The organism is Listeria grandensis, from assembly GCF_014322885.1.
In the GTDB taxonomy this organism is placed as follows: domain Bacteria; phylum Bacillota; class Bacilli; order Lactobacillales; family Listeriaceae; genus Listeria_A; species Listeria_A grandensis.
In genome coordinates, this window is the sequence record NZ_JAASUG010000003.1 from 187168 (window position 1) to 202750 (window position 15583).

Annotated in this window: 17 protein-coding genes, 2 tRNA genes and 1 pseudogene; 2 read left to right on the plus strand and 18 right to left on the minus strand. The window is 43.3% G+C overall.

Going from position 1 to position 15583, the window contains the following annotated elements; genetic code table 11:
* The first annotated feature begins 16 nt into the window (after nt 1–16).
* Both anmK and HCJ54_RS05900 read left to right on the plus strand, forming a co-directional pair.
* Entirely contained in the window at nt 17–1192 is a 1176-nt protein-coding gene (anmK, locus tag HCJ54_RS05895) for an anhydro-N-acetylmuramic acid kinase AnmK (RefSeq protein WP_187136970.1), read from the plus strand.
* On the plus strand, nt 1185–2273 hold the full coding sequence (locus tag HCJ54_RS05900; protein WP_187136971.1) for a DUF871 domain-containing protein: 1089 nt from the start codon (nt 1185–1187) through the stop codon (nt 2271–2273). The genes anmK and HCJ54_RS05900 overlap by 8 nt, the downstream gene beginning before the upstream one ends.
* Before the next feature lie 90 nt (nt 2274–2363).
* Here the strand turns inward: HCJ54_RS05900 and HCJ54_RS05905 are convergent.
* The 18 genes and pseudogenes from HCJ54_RS05905 to HCJ54_RS05990 form a co-directional block, all read right to left on the minus strand.
* Nucleotides 2364–2454 (minus strand) — tRNA-Ser (locus tag HCJ54_RS05905).
* Nucleotides 2455–2492: 38 nt separating this feature from the next.
* A tRNA-Asn gene (locus HCJ54_RS05910) sits at nt 2493–2565 on the minus strand.
* 92 nt (nt 2566–2657) lie between these two features.
* Entirely contained in the window at nt 2658–3116 is a 459-nt protein-coding gene (locus HCJ54_RS05915) for a SprT family protein (RefSeq protein ID WP_187137069.1), read from the minus strand.
* A 7-nt stretch (nt 3117–3123) separates the two neighbouring features.
* Nucleotides 3124–5286: a Tex family protein gene (locus HCJ54_RS05920; RefSeq protein WP_187137070.1), complete on the minus strand. Its 2163-nt coding sequence runs from the start codon at nt 5284–5286 to the stop codon at nt 3124–3126.
* Between the two features lie 111 nt (nt 5287–5397).
* On the minus strand, nt 5398–6585 hold the full coding sequence (gene alr / locus HCJ54_RS05925; protein ID WP_187136972.1) for an alanine racemase: 1188 nt from the start codon (nt 6583–6585) through the stop codon (nt 5398–5400).
* A gap of 207 nt (nt 6586–6792) precedes the next feature.
* A pseudogene (locus HCJ54_RS05930) lies at nt 6793–7338 on the minus strand (D-alanyl-D-alanine carboxypeptidase family protein); the annotation flags it as partial.
* Nucleotides 7319–8401, minus strand: coding sequence for a D-alanine--D-alanine ligase family protein (locus HCJ54_RS05935; protein ID WP_187136974.1), 1083 nt, complete (start codon nt 8399–8401; stop codon nt 7319–7321). The pseudogene HCJ54_RS05930 and the gene HCJ54_RS05935, both read right to left, overlap by 20 nt.
* Nucleotides 8402–8423: 22 nt before the next feature.
* Entirely contained in the window at nt 8424–9335 is a 912-nt protein-coding gene (locus HCJ54_RS05940) for a D-alanyl-D-alanine carboxypeptidase family protein (protein WP_280527058.1), read from the minus strand.
* A 208-nt stretch (nt 9336–9543) separates the two neighbouring features.
* Nucleotides 9544–10143, minus strand: coding sequence for a SpoIIE family protein phosphatase (locus HCJ54_RS05945; RefSeq protein ID WP_187137072.1), 600 nt, complete (start codon nt 10141–10143; stop codon nt 9544–9546).
* A 9-nt stretch (nt 10144–10152) separates the two neighbouring features.
* On the minus strand, nt 10153–10959 hold the full coding sequence (gene sigB / locus HCJ54_RS05950) for an RNA polymerase sigma factor SigB (protein ID WP_036067136.1): 807 nt from the start codon (nt 10957–10959) through the stop codon (nt 10153–10155).
* A complete protein-coding gene (rsbW, locus tag HCJ54_RS05955) occupies nt 10937–11410 on the minus strand; it encodes an anti-sigma B factor RsbW (RefSeq protein WP_185411259.1) in 474 nt (157 codons plus the stop codon). Before rsbW ends, sigB begins: the two co-directional genes overlap by 23 nt.
* Nucleotides 11394–11738: an STAS domain-containing protein gene (locus HCJ54_RS05960; protein WP_185411258.1), complete on the minus strand. Its 345-nt coding sequence runs from the start codon at nt 11736–11738 to the stop codon at nt 11394–11396. Before HCJ54_RS05960 ends, rsbW begins: the two co-directional genes overlap by 17 nt.
* A gap of 56 nt (nt 11739–11794) precedes the next feature.
* On the minus strand, nt 11795–12808 hold the full coding sequence (locus HCJ54_RS05965) for a PP2C family protein-serine/threonine phosphatase (protein WP_077914667.1): 1014 nt from the start codon (nt 12806–12808) through the stop codon (nt 11795–11797).
* 16 nt (nt 12809–12824) lie between these two features.
* Nucleotides 12825–13235: an anti-sigma regulatory factor gene (locus HCJ54_RS05970; protein WP_187136975.1), complete on the minus strand. Its 411-nt coding sequence runs from the start codon at nt 13233–13235 to the stop codon at nt 12825–12827.
* Between the two features lie 2 nt (nt 13236–13237).
* Nucleotides 13238–13594: an STAS domain-containing protein gene (locus HCJ54_RS05975; protein ID WP_036067130.1), complete on the minus strand. Its 357-nt coding sequence runs from the start codon at nt 13592–13594 to the stop codon at nt 13238–13240.
* 4 nt (nt 13595–13598) lie between these two features.
* Nucleotides 13599–14438, minus strand: coding sequence for an RsbT co-antagonist protein RsbRA (locus tag HCJ54_RS05980; RefSeq protein WP_187136976.1), 840 nt, complete (start codon nt 14436–14438; stop codon nt 13599–13601).
* A gap of 314 nt (nt 14439–14752) precedes the next feature.
* Nucleotides 14753–15097, minus strand: coding sequence for a type II toxin-antitoxin system PemK/MazF family toxin (locus HCJ54_RS05985; RefSeq protein ID WP_036067156.1), 345 nt, complete (start codon nt 15095–15097; stop codon nt 14753–14755).
* A gap of 8 nt (nt 15098–15105) precedes the next feature.
* Nucleotides 15106–15384, minus strand: a complete 279-nt coding sequence (locus tag HCJ54_RS05990) for a CopG family transcriptional regulator (RefSeq protein ID WP_187136977.1) — start codon at nt 15382–15384, stop codon at nt 15106–15108.
* Nucleotides 15385–15583 lie beyond the last annotated feature (199 nt).

The window sequence follows — 15583 nt, forward strand, 5'->3', positions numbered from 1 at the left end:
TGAGGAGGTTCGTAGTATGTATGTTGTTGGATTAATGTCCGGTACGTCACTCGATGGTGTGGACGTGGCTTTGCTTGATATCAAAGAGATGGACGGGAACTTATCGACAAAACTGATGGATTTCAAAACGGTGCCCTTTCAACCTGGAATCGTAACTGAAATTCGTAAAAGTTTGAGTATAGAAGAATCGGATTCACAGCTGATTTGTAGTTTGAATTTCAAATTGGGTGTGCTTTTTGCGGAAAGCGTGAAAATGATTTGTAGTAAAAATGGAATCGCGGCGTCAGAGCTTGGCGTGATTGGTTCGCATGGGCAGACGATTTTTCATCAGCCAGAACAAGTCGGTGATTTCGCTGCTTCGACGTTGCAAATTGGGGAGCCTGCGGTGATTGCGTATGAAACTGGCGCGACCGTAATCTCGAATTTCCGTACGATGGATATGGCTGCCGGTGGTCAAGGCGCGCCGCTCGTGCCATTCACAGAGTTACTGCTCTATCGGGACACGCATAAAAACCGCTTATTGCAAAATATCGGCGGAATCGGAAACGTGACGGTCATGCCTAAAAATGCGACGTTAGATCAAGTTTTTGCATTTGATACTGGTCCAGGAAATATGATTATTGATGATTTGATGCAACGCTTATTCGGGCGTGGCTATGATGATGGTGGTGAAATGGCAGCGCATGGCGTTGTGAATGAGGAGTTGCTTGCCTATTGTATGGACGATCCCTTTATCACGGCTGCAATTCCAAAATCGACTGGGCGCGAACTTTTTGGAAAGGAATATACCGATGAGTTGCTGAATACATACGGGCATTTGGCGCCGAAGGATTTGATTGCGACAATGACCATGTTCACCGCTAAAACCATCGTTTCGAACTACGAACAATTCGTCTTTTCAAAAATGGCGATTGATGAAGTGATTGTAAGCGGTGGCGGAAGTTATAATAAGACGTTATTGCGCTATTTGGCGAAACTTTTGGAAGGGCGTTGTGAGGTATTGACGCAGGAAGACATTGGCTATTCCTCCGATGCAAAAGAGGCGATCGCATTTGGCTTGCTGGCATATGAAACATTACATGGTCGGCCATCCAACGTTCCGATGGCAACTGGCGCGCGCGAGCATGTTATTCTCGGGAATGTCACTTATCCCCCGCTAAAATATAAGGAAGAAGGTACGATTCATGCATAAACTTGGTATTTCGATTTATCCAGAACACGCGACACCTGAAAAAGACAAAGCTTACATCAGTTTGGCACACAAATACGGTTTTACACGCGTATTTACGTGTTTATTATCGGTGAGTGGCGATAAAGAACTGATTTTACGCGAATTTAAAGAGACGATTAGTCATGCGAATATACTGGGCATGGAGGTTTTGGTTGATATTTCGCCACGCATTTTCGAAGCACTTGGCATTTCTTATGATGACCTGTCCTTTTTCCACGAACTCGGCGCCTATGGGATTCGCCTGGATATGGGCTTTACGGGCAGTGAAGAAGCCGCGATGACGTTTAATCCATACGGCCTCAAAATTGAGATTAATATGAGTAACGATACGAATTACTTGAATAATATCATCGATTTCCAGCCGAATCGGGATAATTTGATTGGCTCGCACAATTTTTATCCGCATCGCTATGCTGGTCTTTCCTATGATTATTTTGTAAAATGCAGCGAACGTTTCCGCAGTTTTCAGATTCGTACCGCCGCGTTTGTTCATTCGAATGATGCCACATACGGTCCTTGGCCTGTGACGGAGGGTTTGTGCACGCTTGAGATGCATCGTGGTTTGCCGATTGATACGCAGGCGAAGCACCTTCTGGCAACCAAGCTCATTAATGACATTATTGTAGCGAACGCCTATGCTTCTGAGGATGAACTCGCGCGACTGAGCGCTGTGCTCCAAGCAGAGAAATTCGGGTTAAAAATACAACTTCACGACACCATCACCCCACTGGAACGCAAAATTGTCATGGAAGAGCCTCACTTTTATCGCGGCGACGTCTCGGATTACTTTATCCGTTCGACCCAATCTCGCGTGAAATATCGCGCAGAAGACTTCAAACCAACATTCACGCCAAACATAAAACGCGGTGATATTTTGATTGAAAATGAACTGTATGGCCAGTATAAAGGTGAACTGCAAATCGCTCTGAAAGACATGGAAAACCGCGGCAAAACAAATGTCGTTGGACGCATTCTCAATGAGGAGATTTTCTTATTGGATTATATGGAACCGTGGACTAAGTTTGAATTTTTTGTTGAATGATTATACAAGCAGGTTAGTCATGTAGACTGGCCTGTTTTTGTGCATGAAAAAAACGATACATCTCTGCATCGTTTTGAAAGTTTATAAATATGGCGGAGAAGGAGGGATTTGAACCCTCGCGCCGCGTTAACGACCTATACCCTTAGCAGGGGCACCTCTTCAGCCACTTGAGTACTTCCCCATATTTGTTTAAACCTGCCAGAAATGAACATAAAAGAACTCCACAGGCAAGACTCGAACTTGCGACCGATCGGTTAACAGCCGATTGCTCTACCAACTGAGCTACTGTGGAATAGCATCATTTATTTCTGCTGACTCTTTACATTATAAGCAGGTATCTAGAAAAAATCAAGCTTTATCTGGTTATTTTCTGAAAATAGCTACTTAGGTTTCTAGAACTTCTTCTTGTATATATTTTATCTGTCCGTTACAGCGCCCGCAACGGTATTTTTTTACGTCAAAACGGCGTTTGCGAAGGAAGGTTGTGTCGCATGTGATACATGTATAACGATGCATTTTTTGGGTGTTCGGAATGGCTTGGCAAAATCGCGGGGCATCTACTTTGGTGAGCAATGCGCGAAAATCAGCGTCCCGATGTTGATATCCTTTACCTTCCAAGTGTAGATGATAGTGGCACAGTTCATGCTTCATAATGCCGATGAAGTACGCGAGACCGAAGTTATCGAGGTAGCGTGGATTCATCTCAATATCATGACTTCGTAGCAAATAGCGCCCTCCTGTCGTCCGTAAACGCGTGTTGAACGTGGCTCGATGCAAAAACGGCTTATGAAAAAATTGCAACGACACGCTTTCCATGTGCCGCTGCAGTTCTTGTTCGGTCATCATCGTCTTACTTCCCTTGTTCTGGGCTGCGCATCGTTAGCGAAATTCGCCCTTTTTTCTGATCGACGTCATCTACCCAGACGGTAACGATATCACCTACAGACACAACGTCCATTGGTTTCTTGACGAAGGAATTGCTCAGCTTCGAAATATGCACGAGGCCATCCTGCTTCACGCCGATATCTACAAATGCTCCGAAATCAACGACGTTACGGACCGTTCCTTGTAGCTCCATTCCACTTTTTAAGTCTTCCATGGAGATGACGTCTTGTTTTAGAAGCGGCGCATCTAGCTCATCACGCAAGTCGCGTCCTGGTGCCACGAGGGAATCCACGATATCTTGCAATGTTTCTTTTCCGACTTCAAGTTCCGCTGCCATATCGGTCAAATTGAACTGTTGCAAGGCTTGTTTTAGCTCGAGCGTTCCGAGATCGGTTAATTGGAACCCGGCAGAAACAACGATTTTCTCCGCTGTTGCATAGCTTTCTGGGTGGATCGCGGTCTGATCGAGCGGGTGCTTTCCTTCCAAAATACGCAAGAAGCCGATGCTTTGTTCGTATGATTTAGCGCCGAGACGCGGTACTTTTTTCAATTCTTTGCGCGATGCGAATGGTCCGTTTTCCTCGCGATATTTGCGAATGTTGCCGGCAACGGTTTTGTTTAAACCAGCGACATATTGCAGCAGGGACGCAGAAGCTGTGTTTACATTCACACCGACTTGGTTTACGGCAGTTTCAACGACAAATGTTAGCGTATCATTGAGCTGTTTTTGTGCAACATCATGTTGGTATTGCCCAACACCGACGGATTTCGGATCAATTTTCACCAGTTCGGCAAGCGGATCTTGCAGGCGGCGTCCGATCGAAACGGCACTTCGTTGCTCGACTTGATAATCTGGAAACTCTTCACGAGCAATGTCACTGGCCGAATAAACACTAGCGCCAGCCTCATTAACGATACAATAATAGGCATTTAGATGCTCTTCTTTAATCAGTTCCGCGATGAATTGTTCGGACTCACGTGATGCTGTTCCATTTCCAATCGCTACCACTTCTACACCATATTCCTGTATTAATTTTAAAACCTTTTGCTTAGCATCCGCTTTCTTATTTTGCGGTGGATGTGGATAGATCACATCAATCGTTAGCACTTTTCCAGTTTTATCGAGTAGCGCTAGTTTGCAGCCTGTTCGGTAAGCTGGATCGAGGCCGAGAATGATCTTGCCCTTTAATGGTGGTTGCAAGAGTAACTTCCGCAAGTTTTCCGCAAAAATATGAATCGCTTGTTCTTCGGCAGCTTCCGTTAATTCTGCGCGGATTTCCCGTTCAATCGCCGGTCCAATGAAGCGTTTATAAGCGTCGTCAATGGCCGCAACAACATAGCTTTCTGCGATCGATCTAGACTTTTTAATCACCTGTTTGCGCAAATACTCCCCAATCTTCGTAGCGTCGACAACCACTGCCACACGCAAAATATCCTCTTTCTCGCCACGATTAAAGGCTAATACACGGTGACTCGCTACTTTTCCAATGAGTTCTTGGTAATCGTAGTACATTTCATACACCGATTTCTCGTCTAGCTCAATCTTTTTACCGACGGACTGCATCATGCCGAACTTTCGAGTAAATTCGCGAATCCAATTACGATAAGCAGGTTCATCTGAAATAACTTCCGCGATAATTTCATGCGCACCTAGGAGTACTTCCTCGATTGTCGCTACCTCTAGCTCTGCTGAAACATAGTTGGCGGCTTCTGCATGCACATCACCATTTTCCGGGAGGCCAAGTAACCATGTCGCGAACGGCTCCAATCCTTTTTCCTTGGCAATCGTTGCTTTCGTGCGTTTCTTTTGTTTATAAGGACGGTATAAATCCTCCAGCGCCTGATGCTTCTCTGATTTCATAATCGCAATCCGGAGCTCCTCCGTCAATTTTCCTTGTTCCTCAATCAACCGCAAAATTTCTTCTTTTCGCTGTTCTAATTTTTCCACGTAAGCATAGCGTTCTTCGATATGACGGATTTCGACTTCATCCAGACTACCCGTCATTTCCTTCCGGTAACGCGCGATAAACGGCACTGTATTGCCTCCATTCAGCAATTCAATCACCGCATTAATTTGATTCGGTCGATAAGGTAATGATTTATGTACTAACTTCAAAATTTCTTCCATGTTTTCTGCCTCCAAATAATTCATCTCTTGGACTAGTGTACCATAAAATAAGGCGTAAAACCAAAATGAATAAGCTACTCTACTCATGAGGCCCGCCCTGAATAAAGTAGCTTACTTATAGATGACTGGCAATCTTTTTCCTAATCTACTGAGCACTTCGTTAGTAATCGTTCCCGCCTTACTCGCCAAAATTTCAGCTGAGAAAGAAGCATCCATCCGATCGATAAGCGTAACCTCTGTCCCTACTTTTGTGTTCGGTAAGTTGGTCACGTCAAGCATCATCATATCCATGCAAATTCGGCCAACCGCAGGAACCGCCACACCTGATATGCTCACCTTTAGATCCGCAGAAGATAGGTCTCGGGGAATCCCATCCGCATAACCGATTGGAATCATCGCGATTTTCATTTTATGTGGCGCCATCACATCATTGCCGTATCCAATAAAATCATCTTCAGCCACGTATTCTATCAAAGCAATTCGACTTTTTAATGACAAAACAGGTCGTAATGGAAATGGCATATCCGAGACCTCACTTTGACAACCGTAAAGCGAGATGCCAATCCGAACGTAATCATATTGCAAATCTTTATAATTCTGCAAACCATAGCTACTCTGTAAATGCGTTCTCAAAGGATCGATGCCGGCCTTTCTTAGTTGCGCCAGTACCTCATTATAAGCTGTGATTTGCGCCTCCGTTCTTTCAATTGCAAACTCATCTAGGCTGTCTGCTGAACCAAGATGACTATAAATTCCTTCCACTGCCAAAATGGCGGATCTATAAAAATGAATCATCGTGCCAAGCTTTTTTTGGGGAATACCAACTCGATGCATCCCTGTATCTATTTTTAAATGGCAGCGAATCCTTATTCCCGTTTGTTCTAAAGCCAAGCCATATTGTTCACTAATTATTGTTTGGATGAGATCAAAATGCTGAATCTTGTCTACGTCTTCCGGTGCCGTGTACCCAAAAATCAAGATATCACCGCGGATTCCTGCTTTTCGTAATTCTATCCCTTCGTCCAGCGTCGCCACAGCAAAGATCGTTACGCCATTTTTCTCCAATAATCTGCTGCAATACGTCGCTCCATGACCGTACGCATCTGCTTTTACAACTGCCATCAATGCTGTTTTACTAGAAAGTTGTGACTGAATTGTTGTGACATTATGAAGCAACGCCTCTTTGGAACATTCCTTCCAAGCACGTCGTGGCTTTTTATACCATTTTAATGGCTGGGAACAGCCACGACAAAGCATAGAAAGTCTACCTAAAGCCTGATATGGTCGTGTTTTCATCATGTATAGAACACACCTCCATTTTTGTTAATCTGTTCGATAGGTGATTATTAATTCCTCGCAATTACTAAAACTCATTTCACAAATAACAACCTTACACGGCATCTCCACAATGCCTAAAAACCACTCATCCATCTTGACAGTGACGATATAGTAACAACGATTCCCATCTTGCCAATGAAATGGCTCATGAAATGAAGTGAAATTTTTCAGATAGTCAATGTATTCTTCTAAAACATATTCTCTTTCTTTCATTATTTCACTATGAGGGAAGCCAACATATCGAAAATGCCAAGGTTCATACGCGATACCTGTTAGCTGCGTTTTATCCGCTGGGTAGCGCAATATAAAACCATACGCGGCCATGTTTTCTCGAAAAGATTCGCAAATAGGACTGCCCGCAAAATCCGGGCAAATAAAGTCGATATTCTCCTTCTTTAAGGCAACGTCTATCGCGAGGCCTGCCTGATGCTCACTACAACCAGGCTTCGCCACGTATTTTTGCGTATATTCTTCGCCATTGGTTAGAAGGCTTTCTTGATAGATCTGCTCCTGTTCCTCGTAACTTCGGTAACCGCTCACCGGGATAATTTCATCCTTTACTTGGATAGTTCGCAAAAGCTTTCTGATATTCTCTGTAGCAGACTTTGCTAAATACACTTCCTTATTAATGGCTACAAGCGAACTCGGCACGTATTTTTTGCTGATGGGATGACTACTATTGATCAACAATAAGTTATTTTTTAGTTGTCTCATAGTGCGCCGCTCCTCGTTTTTCTTCCGCAAGTTCAATCAGCGTTTGAATCAACTTCTCATACGAATAGCCAGCCTCCCGCATCAGCGCTGGAAAACGGGAATGTTCTGTGAATCCTGGCATCGTGTTCACCTCATTAAATACGAGTTGCCCATCCTCCTGCAAGAAAAAATCAATACGTGATAAGCCTTCACAATGAACAGCTTTGTAAATTCTCCTCGCTGCTTGTTGAATCTGTGACTTCGCTTTTTTAGAAATGCGCGCTGGCATATGGATTTGAGAGGAAATCAGTTCATATTTTTCAATGAAACTGAAAAAACCGCTGTCAAGCTCTATTTCATCCACACCACCGATAATCGGAGCCTCATTTCCAATAATCCCGCACCCCACTTCCACACCTTGGATAGCTTTTTCCATCGTGATTTCGGTATCAAATTGCGCGGCATATTTTATCGCTGGTATAAGAGCCTCTTTACTCGACACCATAGAGATACCGATCGATGAACCAGCTCGAACTGGCTTAATAAACAGTGGAAAACCGTTAGTAGCTATAAATTCTCGGATAAGTTGATGCGGAATTTGATCACTTTCAAAATGAATGGATGGCGTAATTGGGATATCTAAGTGGTGAACAAGTTTTTGAACCTGTACTTTATCCGTGCATAAGGCAGAAGTAAAAACACCGCACCCAACATAGTTGATACCTGCTAACTCGAAAACACCTTGAATCGTGCCATCTTCTCCATTTTTGCCGTGCAATACAGGAATTGCGACATCGATTTTGCATGTTTCTACAGAAAACGCTCGATGAATATAAACACCACTCTCAGATTTATCCATAATGGGAGAAACAACGGTGCATGATGGGTGCTGCTCCCAGTTATTTTTGATAATGCCTTCAATCGAGCCTTCATACAGACACCATTTGCCTTGTTTCGTGATGCCGATTAAAATAATGTCATTTTTGTTTACATCGATCGCTTGCATAACAGCCGTCGCTGATTGCATGGATACCTCATACTCTGGTGATTCCCCACCGAAGAAAACAGCAATTTGTCTTTTCATCGTTTCTCCTCCTTCATTCTGTTTATTTCGCGAACCCGTATTGCATCAATTTTTTCGTATCTTGGAAACGAATATCCGTTGTGTGCGCTTTTAGTACAATCGAGATGAGACGCTTCCCATTTTGCTTCGCAGTCCCAACAAAACAGTAACCTGCACCATCTGTGAATCCAGTTTTCAAACCATCTAAACCGTCGATTTCTTGATTTGCTAAAAGCGCATCCGTGGATTTCAGTGTGTAGTCATTACTCGTCACATGCTTGGCTTTCGAGGTCATATCGAGCACTTCGGGAAATTTATTGATAAGCCCAGATGCAAGCAAAAATAAGTCTTTACTCGTCGATACATTTTCCTTTCCATCCTTGTCTAAACCACTGGCACTGACAAAATTACTCTGATCGGAGAGCCCTAATTTTTTTGCTGTCTTGTTCATTTTTGCGGGAAAATCACTGCCGTCTAGACGCTTTCCAAGAGCTTCTGCGGCGTCATTGGCAGACATAACAATCATCGCTGCGTAGAGATCTTTGACGGTCCATTCCTTTTTGCTCGTAGTCATGTAAAGAGATACTGCAGCTTTATCGTCCAGTGGCTCTAATGATAGTTTTTCATCCCAAGACAACGTTTTATTATGTATGGCCTGTAAAACTAAATACGTCGTCATCAGCTTGGTGACACTTGCGATTGGTGTTACGATTTGTGGGCTTTTTTCGTATAATGGTGTTTTTTTGGTAATGTCGTACAGGGCTGCTGATTCCGCTGAAATACCGAGATCAGGTGAAGGGACAGGAGCTGGCTTTTCTTTCACCGTTTTTTCTGGGGCTGGTAGTGTAGCGTTCTCTTTCATCGGGGTTACCGTTTCGTTATCTGTACATGCCGAAAGGGACGCGCCCGCTGTCAGTGTAAACAGCACGATAACACATAGTTTAGTAATTTTCATTTTTAGACTCCTCCTTTGATATAGCTTAAGTATAGAGGAGGATATTAAATGCTAAGCTAAGAAAGTTTAAGTAAAGTTTAAAGAAATGATCTGATTTTTTGTAAGACAAGCGTTACCGATGGACTTTCTGTAAGATAAAGTATAAAAAATGACGTTTTGTGCCCATAAAAAAAGCAAGAGCGGCTTTTTTAGCGACTACTCTTGCTTTTCATTTAAATTCTCCTACAAGGAAGGTTACATCGTCCTCAGGAATATCCATAACGTTGCCTTCAATACAATGACCTGTCGATTCTACAGAATTTGTCGTGAATAAATAGCGTTTCACGCCAGCGAGTGTTAATCCGTCTGAATGCATCAGAAACTTGGAACCTGGCTTGTACTGAAATTTTTGTGTCCGAATTTTTTGTCTTCTTCCAGAAAGAAATCCTGTAGAGGAGATCGGAAAAACAAGCGCATCATCCGTACCGAGTAAATAAAATCGGATATTTCCAATCCCGCAATAAGTAATGCTCTGCTCATTCCAATCGCCCCGCCATATGGCCATCGCAGCCCCGCGCAAACCGATCAAAGCCTCGTTCGCGCGTGCTACGATATCGCCTATATTTGGAAGCGCACTGTTAGCCGCAATAGCCTCGACAACTGCCTTGGCCGCTTTTTCTGCCTCTTTGCCACTTCCTAAACCATCCACGATGGCGCATAAAAAACCAGTCTCATCTTCCTTCAAAAAAACTTGATCGCCACAATGGTACTGCAAATGCTTTGCACGCTGGAAAAGATATAATTCAATGCTGACATCCGATTGCCCCATTACATCCATCTATTCCATATCCTCGTCTTGGAGTGCCGCGCGCAATTTTTTAATCGCTTGTCGCTGAATTCGCGAAACATGCATCTGCGAAATATCCAACAAATCGCCCGTCTCCTTTTGGCTACGGTTTTCAATGAAGGTATATTGCAAAATTTTCTGCTCCCGCTCGTCAAGCACCGGCAAGACTTTTTCTAGTAGCATCCGTTGATTCACGCGCTCAAAACCGCCATCATCACCGCCAACCACATCCAGCAACGTAATGGTACTTCCATCCGAATCGGCCTCGATCGAATGATCCACCGATAAAGCTTGGTAACTTTTTCCCATCTCCATCGCTTCTAAAATTTCTTCTTCTGTGGCACCGATAAATTCAGCGATATCACTAATTTGCGGAGAGCGTTGCAGTTCTCGCGTCAATTCCTCTACAGCATTCTTAATCTTCGGTCCGAGCTCTTTAATCCTGCGTGGCACGTGAACACTCCACGTTTTATCACGCAAAAAACGCTTGATTTCGCCGACAATTGTCGGTACCGCAAATGCTTCAAAACTCTTGCCGAACGTCGCATCATATCTGCGAATCGCTCCTAATAAGCCAATATTTCCGACTTGCACTAAATCTTCATGAAATGATTTTCCTTGAGAATACTTGCGGGCAATGGATTCCACCAGATTTTTATAGTGAACAACAAGCTCATATTGCGCTTCCTCATCGCCGGTTTCTTGGTAATCACTAATCCATTTATAGACTTTTTCTTTGGCTTTTTCACGGGCTTCTTCTCTTGCCGCTAGTTCCTCAGGTCGAGATAATTTTGGCATTCCCCTCCACCTGCTTTTCCTCTATATATTTAGTCATGACTACCGAAACTCCGTCATCATACTGCAGTTCTACATCATCCATCAATGCCTCTATTAAAAATAAACCTAACCCTCCAACGCGTAACATGTCTGCATCCGTATTTTCTTCGTAAGGTCCGATTTCTGCCTTGCGCTTCTCCGCATCAAAACTCTTGCCTTCGTCTGCTACACGTACTTCTAACTTATCTTCATAAACGCAGAAAGTGATCTGAATTTCACCACTATCATCTTCACTAAATGCGTGTTTCACCGAGTTCGTAATCGCTTCACTGATCGCAATTTTCAAATCCTCAATTGCTTCAAAAGAAAAACCACTTCGGCTCGCAATGCCTGAAACCGTTAAACGCCCTAAGCTTACAAATTCGGGTTTCGCCGGAATTTTAAGCTCAATTTTGTCATACATTGTTGCCATTCATTTCACCCTCTACATTTTTGATTTCAATAATATCTGTCAAACCGGTAATTTCGAATAGACGGAAAATACGGTCTGATAAACCGACTAATTCTAATTCGCTGTTCCGAGCGCGCAAGTTCTTAAAAAGACCTACAAAAACGCCCAAGCCAGTGCTATCCATATAGCTCACATCCGCCAAATCGATCTGTAACTTAACATTTTCTTGATCCATAAACTGGCTCAAGCCCTCTTTTAATTTCGGCGCCGTATAGGCATCTATTTCGCCACCCACAACTACTTTCGCATGATTACTATCAGTTTCTCTGATCTCTACTTTGATATTCATCATTTCACCTCGCCCATTTTTGTATACCCAGAGTGTATTCCCTGAATATCATTTCCTTAAACTCGTTTTAAACAAATTAACGTGAAATCGTCGCGCAATTCATAATCCTGCACTTTACACAAATGATCATACACATCCTTGACCAACTTTTGTGGCGGAAGGTGGATTCGCTCTTGGAAAACGGCGATTAAATGCTCACGCTCCATAAAGCCATCCGCTGTCCTCGTTTCTGTCACACCATCGGACATAATAAAAATCATATCATCTGGCTCCACTTCCTTCTCAAAAGCCCGATATGTGGCGTTGCGATCGATGCCAAGCGGTAAACCACGTGCATACAAATCGGAAAACTGCTGCGTCTTCGCGCTAAAATAAAGCCCTACCTCATGACCCGCCGACGCATATTCAAACAGGTGATTGGACGTATCATACAAGCCGTAAAACATAGTGATAAACATGTTATCATCGATGTTCGCCTCAGCAACCTCATTCAAATTGCGCAACATCTCACTCGGCGCCAATGCACCCCGGCCGTAGTTATCTGACGCATATTTCAGCATCGACATACTAAATGCCGCCGGGATGCCTTTACCAATCACATCCGCCAACGTCACGCTGATTTTATTGTCCCCTTCATTTGTAAAACTGTAAAAATCACCGCTCATTTGACGCATCGGCACGCTTACCGCACCAACCTCAATCCCCACCACATTCGGAATATCTGATTTCATCATCGTTTTTTGCATATCTTCCGCTTGGGCAATCTCACGCCTCAGCGCCTGCTGTTCGGTTCGCAAACTAATATGCTCCATGTGCGCGAGCCCATAGCCAACCATCATTTCTAGCAACACATCAAACGACGAAGAAACGTATTCCGGTAAATCCGCATCATATTCTTCTAAAATAGCCCGATGTAAATTCACCACTTCTTCCGGCGAAACCTGTTTCTCCATCGCTTCACGCGTCAGTCTTTCACAGGAATAAAGTATCTCCTCATCCTGTTGTTCCAAGTATTTCAAGATGATATTTCGGTAACGTTCCTTAAACTCCCTGATCTCTCTCGACTCCACTCTTCGCGTCCCTCCCCTAGCGGACCCATTTTTGTGTGGTAATAATGGTTCCTTGCGCACCTTCTTCTACGCTAGATACTAAATCAAAGCTATCCATCAACCTTTTGACGCCAGGTAAACCTGCTCCAAGTCCTCCTGATGTCGTGTATCCATCTTGCATAACCTGCCTGACATCTTGTATCCCTGGACCTTTATCTTTTGCGATAATTTTCAGTCCATCTCTTCCTGCTTCTACTAATTTCTCAATACATATCTCTCCAGTTCCCGCGTAGAGAAAAATATTTCGTGCAAGTTCACTTATTGCTGTCGTAATTCTTGCTTGGTCCACGGTTCCAAAGCCGATTTCCTTCGATACTTTTCTTCCTAACTGGCGAGCGGCGACTATGTCCCACTCATTGATAATCTTGACACAGGATTGGAATTCCATCTCTATTCCCCCAATTCCTGTTTTAATTTGTCCAAACCGCTTTCTAGATCCATCGCGGAAAGGACACCCTCAAATGTAATACCAAGTTCGATTAATGTAATAGCAACTGCCGGTTGGATTCCCGTCACAACAACCTTTGCTCCCATCAATCTGGACATGCTGACAACATCACCTAATATTTTAGCGATGAAGGAGTCGATAAAATCAATCGATGTAATATCGATCACGACACCTCTTGCCGATGTTGCATGAATTTTAGCAAGTAGATCTTCCTGAAATTCTACTGCCGTATGGTCATCGAGTTCACTCTGGATCGAAATTAATAAACATTCTCCCAATTTCAGAATCGGAATTCCCATGCTTTCACTCCTCTTTTTCTACGATCTCTCTATTCGTCATCTCGAGTGCTTTCTCCATGCCTTTTTTCATCGTGCTTGTGGTGATGACTTGATCTAATTCAATTCCTAAGTTGACAATGGTCTGTGCAATTTCCGGTCTTATTCCAACGAGCATCGCCTGACAACCGACTAACCTGACCGCATCCGATGCTTGAATAATGTGATGCGCTACCATCGTGTCGACAATTGGAACACCAGTAATATCAATCAACACAACGTCCGAGCGGTTCCTCACTACACCGATCAGCAAATTTTCCATAATCAGCTTCGCCCGCTCCGTGTCAATCGTTCCAATTAGCGGCATCACCGAAATACCATCAAAAATGGGCAATAACGGAGCCGATAGTTCTTGTAGCGCTGTTTTTTGAACCGATACTGTCCTCTCCCAGGAATCAGCGTACGCATTCACGACCACACCGTACATCGATGACAACCAATTTTCAAAATGATAGTAAATATCCTCATCCGCTTTTTCCTTCGATGCAATAAATAAGTTTTGACGCTTCATCTCGCTGTACACGAGCAAGCCGAATGTTCGCAAGCCCCTCGTCACAAAATGAACGGACCAGCCAAGATGTACCACTTTCTGCGCAAAATCATCAAGCTTCTCACTAAATGAACCGTCTGGCGTTCCTAACACATTCGCGACAATTAAATCGACAAATTCGCGACTTGTATCCTCGTATAAAATATCACTCGTCACTTGGAGAATAGCTGGATCTGCCTGCTCTTTCATCTGTTCCATCCATTTGCTCAGCAAAATATCTTTGTTCGTATGGATAAAATTCGCAAAATCTCTATACATGTTTATCTTTCCAACCTTTCTTGTCGATTGAAACACAGCCATTCTTTCTAAAAAAAAAGAGACACAAGAAAAGCAAGGGGGGGAGCAAATGGGGTTTGCCACAGCCTAAGAAGCTTCTCTTATGTCGGGTACTTTCAAGCCAGACATTACTATTCTAAACTCAAGTATCATATTAATATGTAATCCTTTTTGTTCGTCTTAACACTTCCCGCGAAACTTTCACAGCCTTGCTACTCATCATCAGAAAAGTAAAGCTCCTCTTATAATCAATTATGTAAATGATACGTCAGCTCTACTAATAAATATTCGCAATTTTAGAAATCTACTAAGCCCATACTAATTTCCAGCGCCTGATTCACTTTATGCATCAAATTGTCATCCAAATGTGTAATCTTGTCCGTCAGACGTTGTTTATCAATCGTTCTAACCTGCTCCAACAAAATAACGGAGTCGCGGTCAAAACCATGTTTTCTAGCTGCCTCAACGTGAGTCGGCAATTTGGCTTTAGAAATCTTCGCCGTAATTGCCGCCACGATGACAGTAGGACTAAATCGATTGCCAATATCGTTTTGAATGATGAGAACAGGCCGTATTCCCCCTTGTTCACTTCCAACAACAGGAGACAAGTCCGCGTAGTAAACATCCCCACGCTTCACCATTGGCTCATTCATCCTCCTAAAACTTGTAAATTTTTATCCTCAGCTTCCGATTCTACATGCGTACATTCACACGCAATCGAGAAATTAATAGAAGCCATTTCCGTGTAACCACGTTCCATTTCGTCACGCAAATCGCGCGCTTTTCTTTGACGTAAAAACTGTTGAGTTGCCTCCATAATCATTTCACTCCGCCCCATTTTTTCTTTTGCCCGAGCCTCATCTAAATCTTCCAGTACCTGCTGCGTCATTTCTATCCAGATTTCGGTCGTTTCTGGTTTTTCTATCACGCGTCACACCCCCAGCTGTGTATTACTCCATAACATGTATATCGTAACACTATAGACGCGGGATTGAAAGGCTTTTCGGAGTGATTTCCTACAAAAATACGCTATTAGACCCGATTTCCTACTTATTGAGCTAGACTGAATACCTAATAGTTAGGAAATATGTTGTGTACTTTCTCATTATAATTCCTAATTAGAAACT

Bases quoted from the DNA above. Each gene is read 5' to 3' on its own strand.
- anmK (WP_187136970.1), top strand. From the start codon at position 17: ATGTATGTTGTTGGATTAATGTCCGGTACGTCACTCGATGGTGTGGAC.
- HCJ54_RS05900 (WP_187136971.1), top strand. From the start codon at position 1,185: ATGCATAAACTTGGTATTTCGATTTATCCAGAACACGCGACACCTGAA.
- HCJ54_RS05915 (WP_187137069.1), bottom strand. From the start codon at position 3,116: ATGACCGAACAAGAACTGCAGCGGCACATGGAAAGCGTGTCGTTGCAA.
- HCJ54_RS05920 (WP_187137070.1), bottom strand. From the start codon at position 5,286: ATGGAAGAAATTTTGAAGTTAGTACATAAATCATTACCTTATCGACCG.
- alr (WP_187136972.1), bottom strand. From the start codon at position 6,585: ATGATGAAAACACGACCATATCAGGCTTTAGGTAGACTTTCTATGCTT.
- HCJ54_RS05935 (WP_187136974.1), bottom strand. From the start codon at position 8,401: ATGAAAAGACAAATTGCTGTTTTCTTCGGTGGGGAATCACCAGAGTAT.
- HCJ54_RS05940 (WP_280527058.1), bottom strand. From the start codon at position 9,335: ATGAAAATTACTAAACTATGTGTTATCGTGCTGTTTACACTGACAGCG.
- HCJ54_RS05945 (WP_187137072.1), bottom strand. From the start codon at position 10,143: ATGGGGCAATCGGATGTCAGCATTGAATTATATCTTTTCCAGCGTGCA.
- sigB (WP_036067136.1), bottom strand. From the start codon at position 10,959: ATGCCAAAATTATCTCGACCTGAGGAACTAGCGGCAAGAGAAGAAGCC.
- rsbW (WP_185411259.1), bottom strand. From the start codon at position 11,410: ATGGCAACAATGTATGACAAAATTGAGCTTAAAATTCCGGCGAAACCC.
- HCJ54_RS05960 (WP_185411258.1), bottom strand. From the start codon at position 11,738: ATGAATATCAAAGTAGAGATCAGAGAAACTGATAGTAATCATGCGAAA.
- HCJ54_RS05970 (WP_187136975.1), bottom strand. From the start codon at position 13,235: ATGGAATTCCAATCCTGTGTCAAGATTATCAATGAGTGGGACATAGTC.
- HCJ54_RS05975 (WP_036067130.1), bottom strand. From the start codon at position 13,594: ATGGGAATTCCGATTCTGAAATTGGGAGAATGTTTATTAATTTCGATC.
- HCJ54_RS05980 (WP_187136976.1), bottom strand. From the start codon at position 14,438: ATGTATAGAGATTTTGCGAATTTTATCCATACGAACAAAGATATTTTG.
- HCJ54_RS05985 (WP_036067156.1), bottom strand. From the start codon at position 15,097: ATGGTGAAGCGTGGGGATGTTTACTACGCGGACTTGTCTCCTGTTGTT.